Source organism: Streptosporangium amethystogenes (genome assembly GCF_000721075.1).
Lineage (GTDB): Bacteria > Actinomycetota > Actinomycetes > Streptosporangiales > Streptosporangiaceae > Streptosporangium > Streptosporangium amethystogenes.
In genome coordinates this window covers 590,107-610,087 of record NZ_JOEQ01000004.1, presented here as the reverse complement: position 1 = coordinate 610,087, position 19,981 = coordinate 590,107, and the positions used below count along the sequence as shown (strand labels likewise).

Below are 19,981 nucleotides of genomic sequence, written 5' to 3'. Positions count from 1 at the left end.
GGTCATCACCTCCGTGCCCCGCTGACTGCCCTGGCCGAAGATTGTTATGCGCACAAGTCACTTTTTACAGATGTTCTCCGTGGCCGTCCTCGCCGTCGGGGCCGTCGAGGGGGAGGCGGCCGGAGTCGCCGGTGCGGTCGTCTCCTTCACGGTGACCTTCTTCGGCGGCTCGTGCTTCAGGCCGATGACCACCTCGATCGCGTCACCGAGGCTCTCCACCCGGCGCGACTCGGCGCCGGGCAGCGCGGCGGCGACGGTGCGCGCCGAGTCCTCGCGGCCCGGACCGTACCGGACGACCGTCCTTTCGAAGCCCTTCTGCGGGGTGTTACCGGCCGTCTCGGGCACCAGGAATCCGACCTTCTGCAGCTCGGCCCTGGTCTGTGCGCCCAACCCCTTGACCGTGGTGCCGTTGAGAACCCGGAGGGAGATCCGCGCGGGCGGTACGGTCAGGGCGGGAGCCGAGGGGGAGGCCGAGGCACTCGGGGTGGGTGTGGACTTGGCGGGTTTGGTCGGCTTGACGAGCGTCTCGTCGGCGGCGATCCGGCGGAACAGCTCCTTGGCCGCGCCGGAGTCCCAGAGCACGGCGGACTCGCCGGTCGGCGTCCGGTAGTCGACGTCGGCGAGCGGGACCGTGGCGAAGGCCACGTCGTCCGTGGAGACGTCCTTGAGCTGGTCGGCCAGGCCGAGCAGGTCCTTGCGGAGCGCGTCGTCCACCCGGACCGTGTCAAGGGCGGTGTCGACGAACGAGGCCAGTCTGATCGGGTTGGTGAGCGTGTCGCCGCTGAGCGCCTGGTTCAGCAGCGCGGAGATCACCTGCTGCTGGCGGTCGATGCGGTCCAGGTCGGAACGGGCGGTGGCGCGGGTGCGGGCGTAGGAGAGGGCCTTGACGCCGTCGAAGGAGTAGGTGCCCGGCTCCAGGTTGAGCGCGGTCTTCGGGTCGTTGATCGGGACCGGCGTGCAGACCGAGATGCCGCCGAGCGCGTCGACCACGTTGATGAAGCCGAGCACGTTGACCTCGACGTAGTGGTGGAGGGTCAGGCCCGTGGCCGCCTGCACCGTACGTGTCGCGAGCTTCGGGCCGCCGAGCTGGTAGGCCGCGTTGATCTTGTGCTGGCCCTTGCCGGGGATCGTCGTCCAGGTGTCGCGGGGCAGGCTGACCACGGTGACCCTGCGGTGGTCCTCCGACAGGTGGATCACCATCATGGTGTCGGTGCGCTCGCCGCTCTCGCGGCCCAGCTTGAGCTGGTTCTGCTGCTTGCGGGTGAGGTCGTCGCGCCTGTCGACGCCGACCACCAGGATGTTCATCGCACCGGTGCTCGGCCGCGACTCCTGCAGCCCCGCGTCGACCGACTTGATCTTTGTCGTCGCGTAGTTCGTCAGCGCCCACGTCACTCCGGAGCTGCCCAGGACCAGGCACGAGAGTGTGCCCGCGATGACGAGACCGCGTCGCCTGGTGCGGGCACCCCTGGCTGACCTGCGGTCACGTCTCGGGTTCAATCGGACGCTGCCGTAGGCGTCGCCGCCTACGTGCACACCCGAATCCTCATGCGGGTCACGCATGCATGGCCCCCTAGGCTCCTGCTGGGTCGATGAGGTACCCGTTCGTACAGTAGCGTGAGCGACGCCATGAAGCAGTTCCCCGACTCGCCCGCGCCGGCGTCGTCTTCCGAGACACGTGTCTGGCCTCCGATCTCCATCGTCATCCCGGTGCTGAACGAGGAGCGCCATCTGCGGGAGGCGGTGCGTCAGGTCCTGTCGCAGCGGTACGAAGGACCGATCGAGGTCGTCCTCGCGATCGGCCCCTCCCGCGACCGCACCCAGGAAGTCGCCGACGAGATCGCCGCCGACGACCCTCGTGTGATCGTGGTCCCCAACCCCACGGGCCGGACTCCCAACGCGCTCAACGCCGCCATCGCCGCGTCGAGCAACAAGATCATCGCCAGGGTGGACGGCCACGCGATGCTCCCCGACGACTACCTCCGGGTCGCGGTCGAGACCCTTGAGGAGACCGGCGCGGACAACGTGGGCGGCATCATGGCCGCCGAGGGCGTCACGCCGTTCGAGCAGGCCGTGGCCCGCGCGATGACCTCCAAGATCGGTGTCGGTGGCGCCAGATTCCATACCGGTGGCACCGCGGGCCCGGCCGACACGGTCTACCTCGGCGTGTTCCGCCGGGAGGCTCTGGAGCGGGTCGGCGGCTACGACGAGCATTTCCAGCGGGCCCAGGACTGGGAGATGAACCACCGCATCCGCGAGACGGGCGGCCTGGTCTGGTTCCAGCCCCGGATGCGCGTCTCCTACCGGCCGAGGCCCAACCTCAAGGCACTCGCCAAGCAGTACTTCCACTACGGCCGCTGGCGCAGGGTGGTCGCCCGCACCCACGAGGGCACGATCAACCTGCGCTACCTGGCGCCGCCGCTGGCCGTGCTGGCCATCCTCGCCGGCCTGCTGGTCTCCCCCTTCCTCTGGCCGGGTCTGCTGATCCCGGGCGGTTACCTGGCGGCGATCCTGGCCGGCTCCGCGGTCACCGGCAGCGGCCTGCCGGCCCAGGCGCTCGTCCGGCTGCCGCTGGTCTACGTCGCCATGCACATGTCGTGGGGCTGGGGCTTCCTGACCAGTCCGAGAAGGCTCGGCAAGCCGGGCTGACCCACTTCACCGAGGCGGGAACCGGTCAGGGGCGGGCATCGACCACCTGGCCGGTGACGCCGGAGGCGAGCACGTCCAGCGCGGTGCGGGCGACGGTGCGCGGCGCGCCGCTCCGCCCGGGAACGACGCAGTTGACCCGTACCCCGCAGAAGGCCCATTCCTCCGCCAGCGCCCGGGTCAGACCGGCCACCGCGGCACCCGCGGCGGAGCGCAGGCTGTCATCGGCGCCCTCCCGGGCTGGGGCGTGGAACAGCAGGTGGCCCCGGGTCTTGCGGAGATGGGGGAGGGCGGCCCTGGCGATGTTGACCGGGCCCAGGTGGTACACGTTCACGCTCTCGGCGATCGCGGTGTCGTCCACCGCGTCGAGCCGGCCCGAGGGCGCGGCCCCCGGGGCGTTGACCACGTAGTCGATCCCGCCCGTCTCCTTGGCGGCGTGGGCGAGCGCGTCGGCCACGGCGCCGGGGTCCTCGACGCGCACCCCTTCGAGCGCCCCTGAGCGGTCGGACGGCCCGGGGAGGCGGAACACGCGGGCGCCGTACTCTCCGGCCAGCTCCGCCACCTCGGCGCCCGCGCCGAAGACCACCACGGTCCTGCCCTCCATCGCCTCGCGCAGGGCGGGGGCCGAGGCGGCGGGAACGTCGCTCGCGGCGAGCCGCAGGAGCGTGTCGGCGATGAGGAGGTCCACCGGGTGGGTGACCTTCATGTTCCGCTCGCTGCCGGTCACCACGTGGATCGGCACCTCGGGCAGGTAGCGCAGCAGCACGCCGCAGTCGTCGGTGGGCGGCCGGTCGCCGAAGCCGGGGTCGGCGAAGGCCCGCTGGTACGCCTCGCGGATCACCGAGAGCCGGAAGCACTGCGGGGTCTGGACGCGGCGCAGGGTGGCACGGTCGGGGACGTCACGGACGATCTCCCCGTCCGGCCCCTGCGAGGTCACCACGATCGTGTCGGAGCTCGGGATCGCCACCTCGACGGCCGAGCAGGTCCTCAGCGCCTCGACGCAGTCGGCGATGATCCTCCTGTCCGCCAGCGGGCGTACGGCGTCGTGCAGCAGCACGTCGCACTCCCGTGGCCCCAGGGCCCGCAGCGCCCGCCAGGTGGTCTCCGGGCGGCTCTGGCCGCCCTCCAGGACCTGGGTGACCTTCGTGAAGCCGCTCCGCTCGACGATCCGCCCCACCTCCCCGGTGAAGCCGGGCGCCATCAGCACGATGACCTCGTCGATCTCCGGCGCCTCCTCGAACAGGGCGAGGGTGTGTTCCAGGATCGTCCGGCCTGCTATCTCCAGCAGCTGCTTGGGGGTGCCGAGGCCGACGCGCCGGCCGACGCCGCCTGCCAGGACCACTCCAACGGTTCGAAGACGCGGTTCACGTTCGGCCAAGATCAGATTCCTTTGACAGTTCGGATATGGCGAGCGTAATGGGTGCGTACCCGATCGTCCGGCGCGCTCCCGTGCTATCCCGTCAAGATCTAGCTACCCTGAGTGCGCACTCCCCGATTCGTACGGTGATCCCGTCGGATACGAAGGAGCCCGGATTGCCTGACTCTCACGCCGCCTCCCAGACGGCCGCGGTCGTGCTCGCCACCACCGAGGCGTCCGCGCTGCGCTGTCCCGCAGGAACACTGCTCGACAGGCTGACCGGACAGCTTGCCACACTCTCGGTGCGCGAGGTGCACGTGGTGGCCCGCTCCAGCGACATCATCCACGCGCCCGGCGGCACCCACATGATCGGGGCCGAGGGGTCGCGGGGGCTCGCCGACGACCTGCGCAGGGTGGCGAAGGTGGCTCGCTCGTCCATCGGCCCCGTGCTGCTGGTCGCCGGTGACCTGGTGGCGCACACCGAGGCGCTGGCCATGCTCACCGAGCATCCGGCCCGTGACACCCGCGCGCTGGTGAGCGAGGGCGAGAGAGTCGCGCCGGGGCCGTCCCGCCCGCCGGTCAGGATCGACGGCGGGAACGTGGCGGCCGCGGGCAGCTCCTTCCACGAGGTGGGCGAGGCGGGCGGCACCTTCAGGGGCGCGCTCCAGGTGGGCGTGTCCGACCTGACACGCCTCGCCGAGGCCGCCGAGGCGCTCGCCGAGCTCGCCGAGGCGGGCTGCTTCGGCCCGATGGACGGCGGCGAGGCCCCACAGCTGCTCCTGGTCGGTCTGGTCCGCGCCGGTGTCCCGGTGCGCGCGGCCGGGCTCGGCCGGCTGCACGGCGACCGGATGGTCGAACAGGCGGACGTGGACTCGGCGGTGCCGAGGCTGGCGGAGGTCGACGAGGCCGAGGCCCGGCTGGACGGCGCGGTCAAGGCCAACGACGGCTTCTTCGCCACGTACGGGGTGAGCTCCTGGTCCAGGCATCTGGTGAAGCTCGCCGCCAGACTCGGTCTGACGCCGAACGCGATCACCGGCATGTCCGTCGGCCTGGCCGCGCTCGCCGCGATCTGGTTCTCCACGGGCACCCGGCAGGCTCTGATCGCCGGGGCGGTACTGCTCTACCTGTCGTTCGTGCTCGACTGCGTCGACGGCCAGCTCGCCCGCTACACCCGTGCCTTCTCGCCGTTCGGGGCCTGGCTGGACGCCACCTTCGACCGGGTCAAGGAGTACGCCGTCTACGTGGGCCTCGCCTTCGGGTACGCGGCCGGGCTGGACGCCACCGGCGGCGGACCCGACGGCATCTGGGGGCTCGCGGTGGCCGCGATGATCCTGCAACTGCTCCGGCACGTGATCGATTTCTCGTACGCGGGGGCGCGCGCCGACGCCGCCCGGGTGGGCGCGGCCTGGGCCAGGACACCGGGGTCGCTGGGTGACCCGGCCGACGACACCAGGCGGCCGGTGCCGCTCCGCGAGCCGGGGCGGCAGGCCGCGCCGGCGGGTGCCGGTGCCGTGCGGGCCGCGGACGGCGGGGCCGAGCAGGGCACCGGGAGAGCGGCCGGGGACGGCGACGGGCCGGGGACGGGCAACGCGATCGTGCGGCTCTCGCGGACCATGGAGAAGGCGTCCCCCACCCGCTGGTTCAAGAAGATCATCGTGCTGCCCATCGGGGAGCGGATGGCCCTGATCGCGGTGACCGCAGCCCTCTTCAACGCCCGGGTGACCTTCGTCGCGCTGCTGGTCTGGGGCGGGATCGCCGCGAGCTACACGCTCGCGGGCCGGATGGGCAGGTCGTTGAGCCGGTGACGGGAGACGGCGGGCGCGCGGCAGGGCGGGGTGGGCCCGCCATGGGACGGGAGACCCGGGCATGGACGGGTGCTCCGCCGAGGCGGCGGTTTCCGCCGTCGAGGCGGCCGGTCACGGGATCGGACGGGCCTGCCACGGGGCGGGCGGTGTCCGACGCGGGGCAGGCAGGAATGGTCGGGCTTTCCGCGGGGCGACTGGGAAAACGGATGTGATCATGGTTTCTGTGCATATGGCGCCGGTGCCGCGTAGCGCCGTGGTCGCCTACCGGGACGACGGGGTGCCATCGAGGGCCATGGGCGCGCTGGTCGCCGGGCAGCTACCGCCGCTGCCGCCCGCCATCGTCGGGATGTTCGTGACCGGGGTGCTGCTGCTGGTCGGCGTGGCCGGCACCGACGGGCCGGCGGTCTTCGCCCCCGCGGTGGCGCTGTTGCTCGCCGGTCCGGGCAGCTCCCACCCGCACGACGGCCGGCTCGACTGGCTGGTGCCGCCGATCCTGCGCCTCACCGAGTACGGCTTCGTGGCCTCGGTGGGCTTCGCGCACGACGTGCCGCCGTGGCTGATCCTCATGCTGCTCGGCGCGATGGCCTTCCACCACTACGACGTCGTCTACCGTCTCCGGCAGCGGGTCTACCCGCCGGCCTGGCTGGCCACATCCGGCCTCGGCTGGGACGGCAGGATGCTGCTGGTCGCCCTCGGCGGCCTCGCCGGGCAGGTCACGCTGGTGTTCGTGCTGCTCTCGTTGTACCTGTGGTGCCTTTTCGGCTGGGAGAGCATCACCTGCTGGCTGGCCGCCCCGAGGTTCGGGGTGGACGCGGCCGACCTCGGCGCCCACGATTGAGAACGCCCGGCGCACCCTCGATTACACGATCAGGGCCTGAAGGCAACTAACCTTTGGGGCCTAGGAGTGCCCGCCGGGAGGCTCTCACCCGAATGAGGAGTGCGCGTTGCTGGGAATGGTGCTGGCCGCCGGGGCCGGACGGCGTCTGCGGCCGTACACGGACACGCTGCCCAAGGCGCTCGTGCCGGTCGACGGCGACACCACGATCATGGACATCTCGCTGCGCAACCTCGCGGCGGCCGATCTCCGCGATGTCGTGGTCATCGTCGGTTACCAGGCGCAGGCCGTACACGAGCGCAAGGCCGAGCTGGAGCGGCGGCACGGCGTGAAGCTCACCCTCGTGCACAACGACAAGGCCGAGGAGTGGAACAACGCCTACTCCCTGTGGTGCGCGCGCGACTACTTCGACCAGGGTGTGCTCCTGGTCAACGGTGACACGGTGCACCCCGTCTCGGTGGAGGAGACGCTGCTCTCCGCGCCCGCGACCACCGACATCCTGCTCGCGGTCGACGACGTCAAGAAGCTCGCCGACGAGGAGATGAAGGTCACCCTCGACGGTGGCCGTCACCTGCGGCTGATCACCAAGCTGATGGACCCGGCCGAGGCCGCCGGTGAGTACATCGGCGCCACGCTCATCCGTCCCGGCATCGGTGAGCGCCTCGCCGACGCCCTCCAGGCCACCTTCGAGCGCGACCCGCAGCTCTACTACGAGGACGGCTACCAGGAACTCGTCGCCCGAGGCGAGAAGATCGCGGTCGCCCCGATCGGCGACGTCCCGTGGGTCGAAGTAGACAACCACGACGACCTCGCCAAGGCGCGGGAGATCGCGTGCCGATACTAGCCCGGATGCTCCCGGCCCCCCTGTCCATGGAGGTGCGGCGGGGCGCGATCGCCCAGCTCGGATCGTTGCTGGCGGACAGCCGGGTGGCGACCTCCGGGCGGGTGGCGGTGGCGGTGGGGCCGGGCCAGGGAGACCGGATCACCTCGGTGATCGCTCCCTCGCTCGATGAGGCCCGGTTCTTCCGGGTCCCCGACGGCTCGGTGGACGAGGCGGTCTCGCTCGGCGCCGAGCTGCGCAAGGGCGCCTACGAGGCGGTGGTGGGCATCGGCGGCGGCAAGACCATCGACGTGACCAAGTACGCCGCGTCGCTGGCCGGGATCCCGATGGTGGCGGTGGCCACCAACCTGTCGCACGACGGGATCTGCTCGCCGGTGGCCTCGCTGACGCACGACGGCGGCAAGGGCTCCTTCGGTGTGCCCATGCCGCTGGCCATCATGGTGGATCTCGATTTCGTCCACGACGCGCCCGCCTCGCTGGTCCGTTCCGGGGTCGGCGACGTGGTCAGCAACCTCTCGGCGATCGAGGACTGGCAGCTCGGCGCGAGCGAGCGAGGTGAGCCGATCGACGGCCTGGCCTGCGCGATGGCCCGCACCGCGGCGGAGGCGGTGATCGGCAGGGCCGACTCGATCGAGGCCGACGCGTTCCTGACCGTACTGGCCGAGGCGCTCATCCTGTCGGGCATGTCGATGGTGGTCGCCGGGTCCTCCCGTCCTTCGAGTGGCGGAGACCATGAGATCCTGCATGCCGTGGATCAGCTTTTTCCCGGCACCTCCAACCACGGCGAGCTCGCCGGGATAGGTGCCGCGTTCTGCTTCTTCCTCCGCGAGGACTCACGGAGGCTCAACCAGGTCGTCGACTGCCTGCGCGGGCATGAGCTGCCGGTCAGCCCCACCGACGTGGGGCTGACCGCGGCCCAGTTCACCGAGGCGGTCATGCTGGCGCCGGCCACCCGCCCCGGTCGTTACACGATTCTTGAGCATCTGCGTCTGTCGGAACCGGAGATTCGCGATCGGGTGGAGGATTATGTCCGGGCCGTCGGTCGCTGAGCTGCGTGCGGTGGCCCAGCCGCACTCGACCATGGAACGCAACAGCGGCGAGCACTGGGCCGGCGTGCTCTACATGCGCAAGCTGTCGATCTACGTCACCTGGTTCCTCGCCAAGACGCCGATCACGCCCAACCAGACCACCTGGCTGATGATCCTCACCGGGTTGCTGGCCGGAGTGGTGCTCGCGCTGCCCGGCCTCTGGGCGGCCGTGCTGGCGGCACTGCTGGTCCAGCTCTACCTGCTGCTCGACTGTTCCGACGGCGAGCTGGCCCGCTGGACCCGGCGCACCTCCATCACCGGTGTCTACCTCGACCGGGTCGGCCACTACTTCGCCGAGGCCGCCCTGCTCATCGGGCTGGGGTTCCGGGCGTCGGAGATCCTGCCCGACTGGTACACCGTGACGGGTTTCGCCGCCGCGCTCGGCGCCATCCTGATCAAGGCGGAGACCGACCTGGTCGACGTGGCCCGCGCCCGCTCCGGGCTGGTCGCGGCGAGTGAGGCCTCGGCCGAGCACTTCCAGTCGCGCGGTCTGGGCCTGGCGCGCAAGGCCGCCGCGGCACTGAGGTTCCACCGGATCGTGCAGGCGGTCGAGCTGTCCCTCCTCGTCGTGGTCGCGGCGATCTGGGACGCGATCAACGGAGGGCTGGCCGCGACGAGGGTGCTCGTGGTGGCCTGCGTGGTCGTCGCGGTGCTGCAGATGATCCTGCATCTGATCAGCATTCTGGCGTCCAGGCGGCTTTCATGAGGAACCGGATGGCGTCCGGGCGCGTCGTAAGTGCGAACACCTTACTGTTTGGCGGGTGTTCGCCGACGGTTCCGATACGCTTGTTTCCCGGTAAACAAGGAAGCGTTGACCCTGCCAGAATTGCCCGATCCAGCAGACTCGGTGATCATGAACGTATGCTCCGTACGTGCTTTCGACGCGTCAAGGCGATGACCCGTTGAAGATCTCGTGCGTCATCCTCACCATGGGCAACCGGATCCCAGAGCTGGACCGGGCGGTCGAGTCCGCGCTGAACCAGGTCGACGGCGACGTCGAGGTGGTCATCGTCGGCAACGGAACCGATGTGCCCGAGCTGTCGGCCACCGTACCCGAGGGGTCCTCGGCCTCGATCAGAAGCGTGCGGCTGAGTCACAACACGGGCATTCCCGCAGGCCGCAACCGCGGTGTCGAGGAGTGCACGGGTGACGTCGTCCTCTTCCTCGACGACGACGGCTGGTACGCCGACCAGGGGCTCGTCTCCCACCTGCGGGAGCGCTTCTCCACCGAGCACGATCTCGCGGTCGTCTCCTTCCGGGTGAAGGACCCCGACGGCGGTATCGGCCAGCGCCGCCACGTTCCCCGCCTGCGGGCGGGCGACCCCGAGCGTTCCTCCCCGGTCACCACCTTCCTGGGCGGCGCGTGCGCCATCCGCAGGTCGGCGTTCCTCCAGGTCGGCGGGCTTCCCGAGCGGTTCTTCTACGCCCACGAGGAGACCGACCTGGCCTGGCGGCTCCTCGGCGAGGGCTACCGCATCGAGTACGACGCCAAGACGGTCATGTACCACCCGCAGGTCCCCCCGACCAGGCACACCGACTTCTACCGGCTCAACGCCCGCAACCGGGTCTGGCTGGCCCGCCGCAACCTTCCCTGGGTGCTCGCGACGCTCTACCTGCTCAACTGGAGCGTGCTGACCCTGGTCCGCGAGCGCTCGGGCCCCGCCCTGCGCGCCTGGTTCAAGGGCTTCGGCGAGGGGCTCAGAGAACCCGCGGGAGAGCGCCGCCCGATGGGCTGGAAGACCGCCTGGCGCATGCTGCGCCTCGGCCGCCCACCGATCGTCTGAGTCCGATCCGGCATGGACGTCTACACCCTCGGCGAGGCCTTCGGCGTGGTCACCAGCGGCCGGATCCGCCATGAGCACGAGGCCAGGCTGGATGTCGCCGGAGCCGAGTTCAACGTCGCGATCGGGCTGTCCAGGCTCGGCCACCGGGTGAGCTGGCTGGGCAAGGTCGGCGGCGACGAGCTGGGGTCCAGGATCCTCACCGTGCTGCGCGGCGAGGGGGTGGACGTCTCCGACACCCGGGTGGACGAGGGATCGCCGACCGGGATGCTCCTGAAGGAGTCGAGGCTCGGTCAGACCGCCAGGGTCACCTACTACCGCACGGGCGCCAGGCTCGCCCAGGGGAACGTTCCCGTCGACCGGGTCGCGGCCTCGCGCGTCCTGCACGTCAGCGGGATCACCGCCGCACTGAGCGCGCGCGACGCCATGCATGCCGCGGTACGGGCCGCGCGGACCGCGAGGGTCCCCGTCTCGGTGGCGATCGACTACCACGACCAGCTCTGGCCCGACCTGCGGGAGGCCGAGGAGACCCTCAGCGTGCTGGCCTGCTCGGCGGACGTGCTGTTCGTCCGGCAGAGCGAGCTCGACCTGGTCAAGCCCGCGCTCACCGGAGACCGCGAGGTCATCGTGATGCGCGGTGCCCGGGGGGCGAGCGTCCGGGTCGACGGCGTCCGCCATGACGCCGCCGGCCTCTCCGCGCCGGTGGTCGATCCCAACGGCTCGGGGGACGCCTTCGTCGCGGGTTATCTCAGCGCGGCGCTGGACGGACTGCACCCGACCGACCGGTTGCGCCGCGGATTCCTGCTCGCCGCCTTCGCCTCGTCCGGCCCCAGCGACTGGCAGGGCCTCCCGACCAGGGCCGAGCTGCCCCTGCTGGAACTCGACGGCTGAGGCTCCGTACCCGGGCCGTCTCGCGCCGCGCGATCCGCCACTGGGCCGGAGCCGTTCACCCGGTCGTTATTCGGTCGCTCGCCGCCCCCCGTTAAGTGATCATTGATGTATGTCCGCACGTGAGATTGTTGTGCTCGGTTCCGCCAGTGCGGTTCCCACCCGTACCCGTAATCACAACGGCTATCTGCTGCACTGGGACGGACACGGCCTGCTGTTCGACCCGGGAGAGGGTACGCAGCGGCAGATGATTCACGCCGGGCTCAGCGTGCACGACATCGACTGGATCTGCCTGACCCACTTCCACGGCGACCACTGCCTCGGAGTGCCGGGGATCGTCCAGCGGATGTCACGGGACGGGGTGGCCGAGGCGAACGCGGCCTTCCCCGCCAGCGGTGCGCTCTACTGGGAGCGGCTGCGGCACGCGACGATCTTCCACGACACCATCCGGATCCGCGAGCAGCCGCTCGGCGGCTCCGTGGTGGAACTCGACACCGCAGACGCGCCGTTCACCCTGACGGCCCGCCGGCTCGACCATCCGGTGGAGGCGTACGGCTATCGCCTGGTCGAGCCCGACGGCATCACCATGCTGCCGGACGAACTCGCCGCCCGAGGCGTGCACGGCCTCGCCATACGCCGGCTGCGGGAAGACGGCCAGGTCACCGCTCCGGACGGTACGGTGGTGACCCTGGGCGAGTGCAGCGTGCATCGCCCCGGGCAGCGGTTCGCCCTCATCATGGACACCCGCCTCTGCGACCCGGTCTTCGAGTTGGCCGACGGGGTGGATCTGCTGGTCATCGAGTCGACCTTCCTGGACGAGGATGCCGCGCTGGCCCGTGACTACGGCCACCTCACCGCCGGCCAGGCCGCCAGGGTCGCCGCCGAGGCAGGCGTCCGGCGGCTGGTGCTCACCCATTTCTCCGAGCGGTACCGCGCCGAGGACGAGCACCGCTTCGCCGACCAGGCGGCCGCCGCCTTCCGCGGCGACATCGTCATCGCCCACGACCTCGACCGCATCCCGGTGCCACCCCGCAGACGGGTGTGAAACCCGCCTGCCCGTTCGCCGGGCGTTGACGCCGACCAGGAAGGCGCTGTTCCAGGTCGGCGACAGCGGCCCGGGACGCATTCGGCGGCCGGCGGCCACAGGGTGGTACGGCTCCGCCAGGCGCCCGCTCCGGTCTCCGTCATGGGTGCGGTGGTCGAACCGCGGGCTCTCGTGGTCGCGGTGGCCGGCCGGACCTCGCTAAGGCTCCTTGGCCTCGTTGAAGGTCATGGCCATGTGGGAGACCGTGGCCGTGGCCAGGGCTCGTCTGGGCAGGCCGAGTTCGCTCAGTTCCCTGGCGATCGGGTGGTTGCCCAGGCGGATCAGGGCGCCGCCGGGGCGGGCGCGGATGCCGCGGGGGGACATCGACCACGGGATGCGGCGGGTGACGCCGTCTGAGTGGCTGTAGGCGTCGAGGGCGGTCGTCATGCCGGTGCCCGGCACCGGGACGCCGGGTTTGATCAGCAGGTCCAGCACCAGGCGGCCGTCCTTACGCAGGATGCACCGTTTGTAGGGGGAGGACGTGCGCAGGTCGATGTCGGCGAGTTCCTTGGGAAAACCCCAGATCGTGCGGCCCGCCTCCAGGGTGAGGCCCTGGTCGACCGGGAGCCAGTGGACGAACGCCCCGGCGCCGGTCCTGTGTAGCTCGGACAGGTTCGCGCGCAGCCCGCCGCCGGGGGCGTGGTCCGCGCCGGGCGGCCTGGCCAGGAAGGCGATGCCGAACTCGTGGTAGGGGCCCAGGTCGCCGTCGCGGTAGTCGGCGAACATCAGCGTGCACAGGGCCTTGCGGGGCAACACCTCGGCGACGTCGAGGTGGGAGTAGGCGATCACGGCCCGTGCGGCGTCCGCCCGGACCAGATAGGAGGCGCCGCAGACCATGGCGTCTCGGACGCGGACCGGCATGGCGATCTCGCGGCCCTGAATCAGATGGCGTGCCATGCCTCCAGTAGACCAATCTCCAGGCCGGACGTCACCGGCCTGCCCGCCCATTCCTCCAGCCGCCCGACGAACGCGCCCGCGTGGTCCGGCCAGTTGTGGTGGGCCAGGGCCTCGGCGTGGCCGCGCCCGCCCATCTCCGCGGCCCCGGTGGGGTCGTCCCGCAGCGCCAGCACCGCGCGCACCGCCGCCCCGGCGTCGCCGAAGGGTACGACGACCCCGCAGCCGGTCCGCTCGACCAGGGCGGCGACGGCGGGCAGCGGCGTGGCGACCACGGGGACGCCCCGGGACATGTAGTCGATGATCTTGGCCGGTACGGGCCGGCGACCGGGTGCGTCGTGCGGGAGCGACAGCCCGGCGATCGCCCCCTCGGCCATCCGCAGCGCGTGCCGGTTGGGCACGTAGCCGTACCAGTCGAGCAGGCCCTCCCGCTGCGCGTCCCGGAGCAGCGGCCTGACCCCGGCGTCGGCGGCGCCGATCAGGTCGAGCCTGATCCCGTGGGGGAGCAGCCGCCTGGCCGTCTCGATCAGCTCGGCCACGCCTCCCGCCTCGGAGAGGTGACCGATGTGGACCACCCGGTCGCGGCCGGGCCGCGCGGGCGGGTTCTCGGGTACGCAGGCGGTGTCGGGGACGACCGGGTGGGGCAGGGAGAAGCGGTCCCGGTAGGAGTCGTCGGCCAGGATCAGGCGCAGCCGGTGTTCCGCTCGGGCCTCGATCCGGCGTGCCGGCGAGGGCAGGGCCCGGCGCGGGGCTTCGCCGCGTACGTCCCAGACGGTGGTGGGGCGGCGCCTGGGCAGGCGGGAGAGCAGCTCAGGGTCGTAGACGATCAGCAGGTCGGCGCCCTCGACACCGCGGCTGAGAGCCCCCCTGGCGGCCTTCAGCGCGCGCCTGCGGTGGTTGCCGATCGCCCGGGGCACGTCGATCGCCCGGATCCGTGGATCCGGAGTGACGTTGCAGTCGGTGAAGGGGGCGACGTAGGTGATGTCGTGCCCGGCGTCGAGAAGCGCCCGGATCTGCCGATGCGCGATCCGGGCGTCTTCTGGATGATGAACGATTGTCGCGACGCATACCCGCATATGCCGATGCTGGGTGGCTGTTCCGTCAGCACCGGATGTGTTGAGTTAACTACCGGGGAACTGCCGCTGAACTCTCCTTGGGGGCGGGCGCGGCCTCGGTGGTGGACGCGGTGGCGGGCGCGGCCTTGGCGGCGGGGGCCTGGGACGGCCGCCGGTAGAGCCAGACCAGCCTGGGTTCGAGCAGCCACTTGAAGAGTTTGCGGGTCTCCGGCAGGCAGAGCACGATGGCCAGGGCCAGCGAACTCGACGCGATCGCCGCCACGCCCAGCGGGCCGTACAGCCAGGGGAAGCTCAGCCAGCCCTGGTCCTTGGCGATGACCACCACGACGCCGTGCAGCAGGTAGGCGTACAGGGTGCGGGTACCGAGGTCGGAGAACCAGGTCTCACGGCGGGGCACCAGCGCGAGCAGCGCGGCCGTCATGATCAGCGCCGCGACCAGTACGGCGGCGCGCACGCCGAAGCCCATCCACCAGGACATGTCCATGGCCTTGAAGCTGTAGCGGAAGTAGATCGGGTCGCGCGGGACGTGCGGTGCGATGAGGATCGCCACCCCGGCGGCCCCGACCAGGACGACGGCTGAGGTGATCTTGACCCAGGTGGGCTTGAGCAGGTCGAAGTGCTCGGGCTTGAGTAGCAGGCCGAGCACGTAGAACGGCAGCAGGCCGAAGAAGCGGTCGATGCTGAAGTCACCGGAGATCTCGGAGAAGCCCGCCGCCATGTAGATGACCACCGCGACCAGCAGCGGTTGCCGCATCCGGGTCCAGATGGGTGTGGAGATCCGCCAGAGGACCAGGGCCACCAGATACCAGTTCAGCCAGGCCGGATCAATTATCGTCAGCGTCCACTTCTGGCCAAGCCCGTAGCGGAGCAGCGCGTAGCCGATCTCCACGACCACGTACGGGATCAGCAGCGTGTCCACCAGCTTGTTGATCTTCGCGTTGGAGTGCCAGAAGTTGCGGCCCAGGTAGCCGCTGATCAGCACGAACGCCGGCATGTGGAACATGTAGACGAACAGGTACACCGCGCTCGCCGAGTGCGCCTTCAGGGTGGGAACCAGCGAGTGGCCTATCACCACCAGGGCGATCAGAACGAACTTCACATTGTCGAGATACGGCTCGCGCTTCTTCTTGGCAGGGAGAGCCGCGGCCTCCTCCTCGACCTGCGGCTCGCGCTCCCGCTCCGCCCGCAGTTCCTGCTCGGCCTGCGGGCCCTGGTTCCAGAACGAGGATTCGCTCTCCCGGTGGTTGTTCTCCCAGTAGGAGAAGGGGCGCTCGTTGCCCGTGGGCGGCGCCTGCCGGGGGGGCGTGGCGGTCTGCGGGTGCCCGGCGCCCGGGAACATCCCGGGACTCGCGGGCTGCCCGGGAGCCTGGGGCGCTCCCGGGCCGGGTGCCTGGGGCTGGGGGGCGCCATAGGGGTGCGTGCCCGTTTGCGGCTGTGACACGGGCGGCGGGGCCCAGTCAGGCCGGGGGAGGGGCACCTGGGGGGCGCCCTGCGGGGAGGGGGCCTCCCGCACCCAGGACGGCTCCTGGGCCCACACCGCGCTCTCCTGGGCCCACGCGGTGCTCTCCTGCGTCCAGGCCGGGCCGTCCTGAGTCCACGGCTGGGGCGTCTCGCGGGCCCAGGTGGACTCCTGGGGCACCGGTTCGGGTTCCAGGGGCTTGGACAGGTCGAGCGGGTCGCCGGGGTGGGGCTCCCGGTATGCCGGGTAACCGCCCCACTCGGTGACCTCGCCGGGGCTCTCCTCTTCCCGGGCGTGCCGGGACGGGCGGCCGGTGGCCGGGCCACCATCCGGCGGCTCCGGCCACGTGGGCTGGTGTCCGCCGGGTGCCTGCGCCTGGCCGGGCATCGGCCACGGGGCGGGCTTCCGGCCCTGTCCGCCGGCGGACCCGCCGTGGCCGTCGGAACCGCCGTCGTCCTGGGGGGCCGGCACCTGGAAGGATCGGATGTCGCTCACGAGGGGAAGGCTCAGCTATCTGTCGGAGACCGGGGAGTAGTCGGGCAGACCGGCGGGGGCGCCCGGGGCTGGCCGGGGGGTGTGGCCGGGCAAGCGTTCGCCTCACCGCCTCGACCACCCTAAACCGACTGCGAGCCCGCTGTCGCACGCACGCACTCTGATTCAGGAGGTTCTCGGGTAATCGTGACTGTCCAAAACCCGGGAACGGCGGGTGCTCGCCGTTTTCCTGGGCGGTGCCCCCCGCTGTCCGGTGATGGGTGTCCGGTTCGCCCGGTTCCGCGGCGGCGCCCGGTCATCCGGACGCCGCAGCCTCGCGGCTCGACCCGGTCACGAGGCCCGGTCACGAGAGTTCGGCCGGGGCGTCCGGGCATGGTGCTCCATCTGGACGCCCTCGCCCGGCCGCGTGCCGGGCGGGGATGTCAGCTGCAGGGGTTGGTCTTGCTGTCGACGACCTTGTCCGTGAGGGCGTCCGGGATCTTGGGAAGGGCCCGGACCCCCGGCCAGTCGGCACCGATGATCAGCTGGATGACCGGTCCGGTCGGGGCCTTGGCACCGGGGGTGGCCTTGGGGGCCGTGGGCGGCGTGTACTTGTCGGTGGTGACCGGCTTGACCTTGCCCGCGACCGGGGTGCGCTTGTCGCCGGAGAGCCTGGCGGCCACCGCGTCGCCGTAGGCGGGGCCGTCCTCGGTGTCCTTCTTGGCATAGCGCACCGTGGTGGTGGGCACGTTGCCGGCCGCAGGGCGGGCGTTGCCGACGTGGGTGACCACGAAGCCCTGCTCCGCCAGCTCGGCGGCGACCTCCCTGGCCCGGTTCGGCGTGTCCGTGCCGTTGAACACCTGGAGCCTGACCTGCTCGCGGTTGACGGTCTTGACCGTGGTGTCCGGGGGCGGGGTGACCTCGGTGTCGCTCTTGATCGCGGCGAATAGCTGGTCCGCGTACGGCTGCACCCAGGCGACCCGGTTCTTGTCGTCCGGGTGCGGGCCCCACGGGACGGTGATCAGCTTGACGCCGTTCGCGGTCAGCTTCTGGGCGCTCTGCCCGATCTGGAACAGGGTGCCGCTGTCCTTCGCGAGGTCCTCGTCCATCCGGACGGACTGGGCGGCGACCTTGATGAAGTTCTGCAGTTTGAAGGGGTCGGTCAGCAGCTCGCTGCTGGTGGCCTTCTTCACCACCTGGCTGAGGAAGACCTGCTGGCGTTTGATCCGGCCGATGTCGCTGCCGTCGCCGTAGTTGCGCAGCCGGACGTAGCCCAGTGCCTTCTCGCCGGCCAGCAGGTGCCAGCCGGCCGGGAGGGTGAGCTTGGACTTCTTGTCGTCGACCGGCTTGGTCAGACAGATCCGGACACCGCCGAGGGCGTTCACGATGTTCTTGAAACCGGTGAAGTCGACCTCGACGAAGTGGTCGATCCGGATGTCGGTGAGCGACTCGAGGGTGGAGATCGTGCAGGTGATGCCGCCCTCGTTGTAGGCGGCATTGATCATCTCGGTGCGGGCCGCGACCGGCGCGCCGGTCTCCGACGTGCAGGCGGGCATGGCGACCACCGAGTCGCGGGGGAAGCTGATGAACGTCGCCTTGTCGCGGTCGGGCGCGATGTGCATGAGGATGATCGTGTCGGTGCGCTTGCCCGCGTCGGCCATCTTCTGGCCGTACTTCAGGTTGTCGCCCTCGCGGGTGTCGGAGCCCACGATCAGCACGTTGAGTGCGCCCGTGGCGTTCACCGGCCGGTTGTTGCCCAGCTTGCCGGTCAGGTTGACCGTCTCGACCTCACCGAGCGTGTCCCGGTAGACCTTGTAGCCGCCCAGGGTGCTGAGCACCAGCAGGCCGGTCGCCGCGATGCCGGACCAGGCGCCGATGCCGAGCCGCCTCTGCTTGCGGCCCTTGCCCTTCGGCGGAGCATCCTTCGGCTGCGGTGGAGGGGCTATCGGTGGCTGCTCGGGAGGAGGTCCCTCCCCGCCCGCGCGCCGGGCCCCTCTGCGGCCGTGGGAGGCGGGTGCCGTCCGCTGGTCTCTCGCGGAAGCCTGCCGGTGGTCGCTCATCCGATTCCCCTGCTTGGCGGCATCGTCCGGTTCTCGCGCAGCTCGCTCATCGCGCCCAGAGAGTAGATCACGAGGGGCACGCCAGGAGTCGTGATGATGCGAACTTGGCCAAGACCGCCCCCTGCCACCGCCGTGATGATCCGGCGGCCAGCATACTCAAATGCGGACATTTAGTGGAATGTTACTGAAATTAGGTTTACGCATAGCCAGTGCCGCCGCGAGGCAGGCGGCGGGTACGGCCGGCAGGACGTACCGGTAGTCGAACTCCGCCACCGCGGGGGGCATCGCGAGCAACACCACCGCCACCGACCAGGGCAGCACCCACGCCGTGGTGTCCGGGCGGAACCGCCGGACGCACGCCACCGCGGGTGGCAGCAGCAGGATCACCAGCACCGCCGCGCCGGGCAGTCCGGCGCCTTTCTGGTAGGTACGGATCCAGCCCGCGTACGGTTCGACGATCCGGGTGGTGATCGGACCCCGCTGGTAGCGCTCCGCGGCCTGGGCGCCCACGGTCGCCGGGTAGCGTCCGGGCGGCGCGGGCGGCGTCGCGGGGAACAGGTAGTGGTCGTAGATCTCCTGATCCGGGTAGACCGGGCGGCCCATCGTGAACGAGCGGGCCAGTTCCGAGGCGACCGAGCCCAGGTAGTCCAGCGGCTGGCTCCGGATCGCCAGTGACGCGAACCGCCCGGCCAGCGCGTCGTTCCCGCGGCTGAAGGTGATGCCGGGCAGCTTGACCAGCGGCGAGTCCTGCGCCCAGACGTACTCCTGCGCGGGCGGGCGCAGGGCGGGCGGGCGGGGGTCGCAGAGCACCGCCAGGTCCGGTGGCGGGCGCATCACGTCGCAGTCGGCGAAGGTCATCGTCTTGGCGTAGAGGAAGACCCCGTTCGCGCCCACGATGCCGATCCGCTGGTAGGTCGCGTGGAACCAGGCCCCGTACCCGAGGATCGGCACCGCGGCGGCGGCGATCATCACCCCCGCCGTGGCCACCCGGCCCCGCTGCTTGAAGATCAGCCAGGCCGCGAAGAGCGCGACCAGCGGCAGCCCGACGGTCCTGGTCAGCGTGGCCGCCGCGAGCAGCAGCCCGATCCCGCACGCGGTACGCCGGCCGACGGATCGGCGCACGGCCAGGCAGACCGCCGAGAGGATCAGGACCGTGAACAGGGTGTCGGAGACCAGCAGGTGTTCCAGCTCGATCTGGTAGGCGTCCAGCAGGGAGGGGACGGACGCGAGCGTCGCGACCCAGCCGGGCGCCCCCAGCCGCCGCGCGGTGAGGTAGACCAGCACGCCGACCCCCAGCCCCAGCAGGTGCTGGGCCAGCGCGACGAGGGCGAAGTCGTGGAACGGTTCGAGCAGCCGCAGGAACATCGGGTATCCGGCCGGGCGGACCAGGTCGGGCCGGGGCTTCAACGCGGTGACGACGTAGGTGTAGGAGTCGGGGAACCAGAGCGCGGGCCGGTAGCCGAGCATGGCGATCACCCGCAGCGCGGCCCCCACGCCCAGCAGGAGCAGGAACCAGCGGTGCTCGAAGAACCGGCGACGGTCCGGGAACCGCCGCCGGCCGGAGGGCCGGCGACGTCTCAGAAGCCCGCGAGGGGCAGGGAGGACGTCGTCGCTCATGCGATGGTCACGAATCCCCGCCGAGGCCGCCGTGCGGGATCGCGAGTCGCCGGACCCGGTCGACACGCGTGGTCACCGCCCC

At 71.1% G+C, this 19,981-nt stretch carries 16 protein-coding genes; 9 read left to right on the top strand and 7 right to left on the bottom strand.

Annotation, left to right across the window (positions count from 1 at the left end):
- Nucleotides 1-57: 57 nt before the first annotated feature.
- Entirely contained in the window at nucleotides 58-1,560 is a 1,503-nt protein-coding gene (locus IG98_RS0107480) for an LCP family protein (protein ID WP_030907502.1), read from the bottom strand.
- Nucleotides 1,561-1,626: 66 nt separating this feature from the next.
- Here IG98_RS0107480 and IG98_RS0107475 point away from each other — a divergent pair, with 66 nt between their 5' ends.
- A complete protein-coding gene (locus IG98_RS0107475; protein WP_030907499.1) occupies nucleotides 1,627-2,646 on the top strand; it encodes a glycosyltransferase family 2 protein in 1,020 nt (339 codons plus the stop codon).
- Between the two features lie 25 nt (nucleotides 2,647-2,671).
- Here the strand turns inward: IG98_RS0107475 and IG98_RS0107470 are convergent, their stop codons facing one another.
- Nucleotides 2,672-4,021 (bottom strand): bifunctional cytidylyltransferase/SDR family oxidoreductase, encoded by a 1,350-nt coding sequence (locus IG98_RS0107470; RefSeq protein WP_030907496.1) that lies wholly within the window; start codon nucleotides 4,019-4,021, stop codon nucleotides 2,672-2,674.
- 155 nt (nucleotides 4,022-4,176) lie between these two features.
- Between IG98_RS0107470 and IG98_RS0107465 the strand changes: the two genes are divergently transcribed.
- The 8 genes from IG98_RS0107465 to IG98_RS0107430 all read left to right on the top strand — a co-directional run bounded on the left by IG98_RS0107465 (nucleotide 4,177) and on the right by IG98_RS0107430 (nucleotide 12,283).
- Nucleotides 4,177-5,805 (top strand): CDP-alcohol phosphatidyltransferase family protein, encoded by a 1,629-nt coding sequence (locus IG98_RS0107465; protein WP_030907494.1) that lies wholly within the window; start codon nucleotides 4,177-4,179, stop codon nucleotides 5,803-5,805.
- A gap of 214 nt (nucleotides 5,806-6,019) precedes the next feature.
- A complete protein-coding gene (locus IG98_RS0107460) occupies nucleotides 6,020-6,643 on the top strand; it encodes a DUF5941 domain-containing protein (protein WP_030907491.1) in 624 nt (207 codons plus the stop codon).
- Nucleotides 6,644-6,749: 106 nt separating this feature from the next.
- Nucleotides 6,750-7,484, top strand: a complete 735-nt coding sequence (locus tag IG98_RS0107455; RefSeq protein WP_030907488.1) for a phosphocholine cytidylyltransferase family protein — start codon at nucleotides 6,750-6,752, stop codon at nucleotides 7,482-7,484.
- A 5-nt stretch (nucleotides 7,485-7,489) separates the two neighbouring features.
- Nucleotides 7,490-8,530, top strand: a complete 1,041-nt coding sequence (locus IG98_RS0107450) for an iron-containing alcohol dehydrogenase family protein (RefSeq protein ID WP_030907485.1) — start codon at nucleotides 7,490-7,492, stop codon at nucleotides 8,528-8,530.
- A complete protein-coding gene (locus IG98_RS0107445; protein WP_030907483.1) occupies nucleotides 8,508-9,275 on the top strand; it encodes a CDP-alcohol phosphatidyltransferase family protein in 768 nt (255 codons plus the stop codon). The genes IG98_RS0107450 and IG98_RS0107445 overlap by 23 nt, the downstream gene beginning before the upstream one ends.
- Before the next feature lie 196 nt (nucleotides 9,276-9,471).
- Complete coding sequence (locus tag IG98_RS0107440) at nucleotides 9,472-10,353, top strand: glycosyltransferase family 2 protein (RefSeq protein ID WP_030907480.1); 882 nt, start codon at nucleotides 9,472-9,474, stop codon at nucleotides 10,351-10,353.
- A gap of 12 nt (nucleotides 10,354-10,365) precedes the next feature.
- Complete coding sequence (locus IG98_RS0107435) at nucleotides 10,366-11,241, top strand: sugar kinase (protein ID WP_030907477.1); 876 nt, start codon at nucleotides 10,366-10,368, stop codon at nucleotides 11,239-11,241.
- A 109-nt stretch (nucleotides 11,242-11,350) separates the two neighbouring features.
- A complete protein-coding gene (locus tag IG98_RS0107430; protein ID WP_030907473.1) occupies nucleotides 11,351-12,283 on the top strand; it encodes a ribonuclease Z in 933 nt (310 codons plus the stop codon).
- Between the two features lie 198 nt (nucleotides 12,284-12,481).
- On the opposite strand, the gene IG98_RS0107425 is transcribed toward IG98_RS0107430, so the two are convergent.
- The 5 genes from IG98_RS0107425 to IG98_RS0107405 all read right to left on the bottom strand — a co-directional run bounded on the left by IG98_RS0107425 (nucleotide 12,482) and on the right by IG98_RS0107405 (nucleotide 19,899).
- Entirely contained in the window at nucleotides 12,482-13,219 is a 738-nt protein-coding gene (locus tag IG98_RS0107425; RefSeq protein WP_030907470.1) for an acetoacetate decarboxylase family protein, read from the bottom strand.
- Nucleotides 13,204-14,292 (bottom strand): glycosyltransferase, encoded by a 1,089-nt coding sequence (locus tag IG98_RS0107420; protein WP_051751722.1) that lies wholly within the window; start codon nucleotides 14,290-14,292, stop codon nucleotides 13,204-13,206. The genes IG98_RS0107425 and IG98_RS0107420 overlap by 16 nt, the downstream gene beginning before the upstream one ends.
- 49 nt (nucleotides 14,293-14,341) lie before the next feature.
- Nucleotides 14,342-16,246 carry an acyltransferase family protein gene (locus IG98_RS46640; protein ID WP_051751719.1) on the bottom strand — a complete coding sequence of 635 codons (1,905 nt, stop codon included), beginning with the start codon at nucleotides 16,244-16,246 and terminating at the stop codon, nucleotides 14,342-14,344.
- 419 nt (nucleotides 16,247-16,665) lie between these two features.
- Nucleotides 16,666-18,282: an LCP family protein gene (locus tag IG98_RS0107410; RefSeq protein ID WP_030907461.1), complete on the bottom strand. Its 1,617-nt coding sequence runs from the start codon at nucleotides 18,280-18,282 to the stop codon at nucleotides 16,666-16,668.
- Nucleotides 18,283-18,438: 156 nt separating this feature from the next.
- Entirely contained in the window at nucleotides 18,439-19,899 is a 1,461-nt protein-coding gene (locus tag IG98_RS0107405; protein ID WP_245651426.1) for a hypothetical protein, read from the bottom strand.
- Nucleotides 19,900-19,981: the final 82 nt, after the last annotated feature.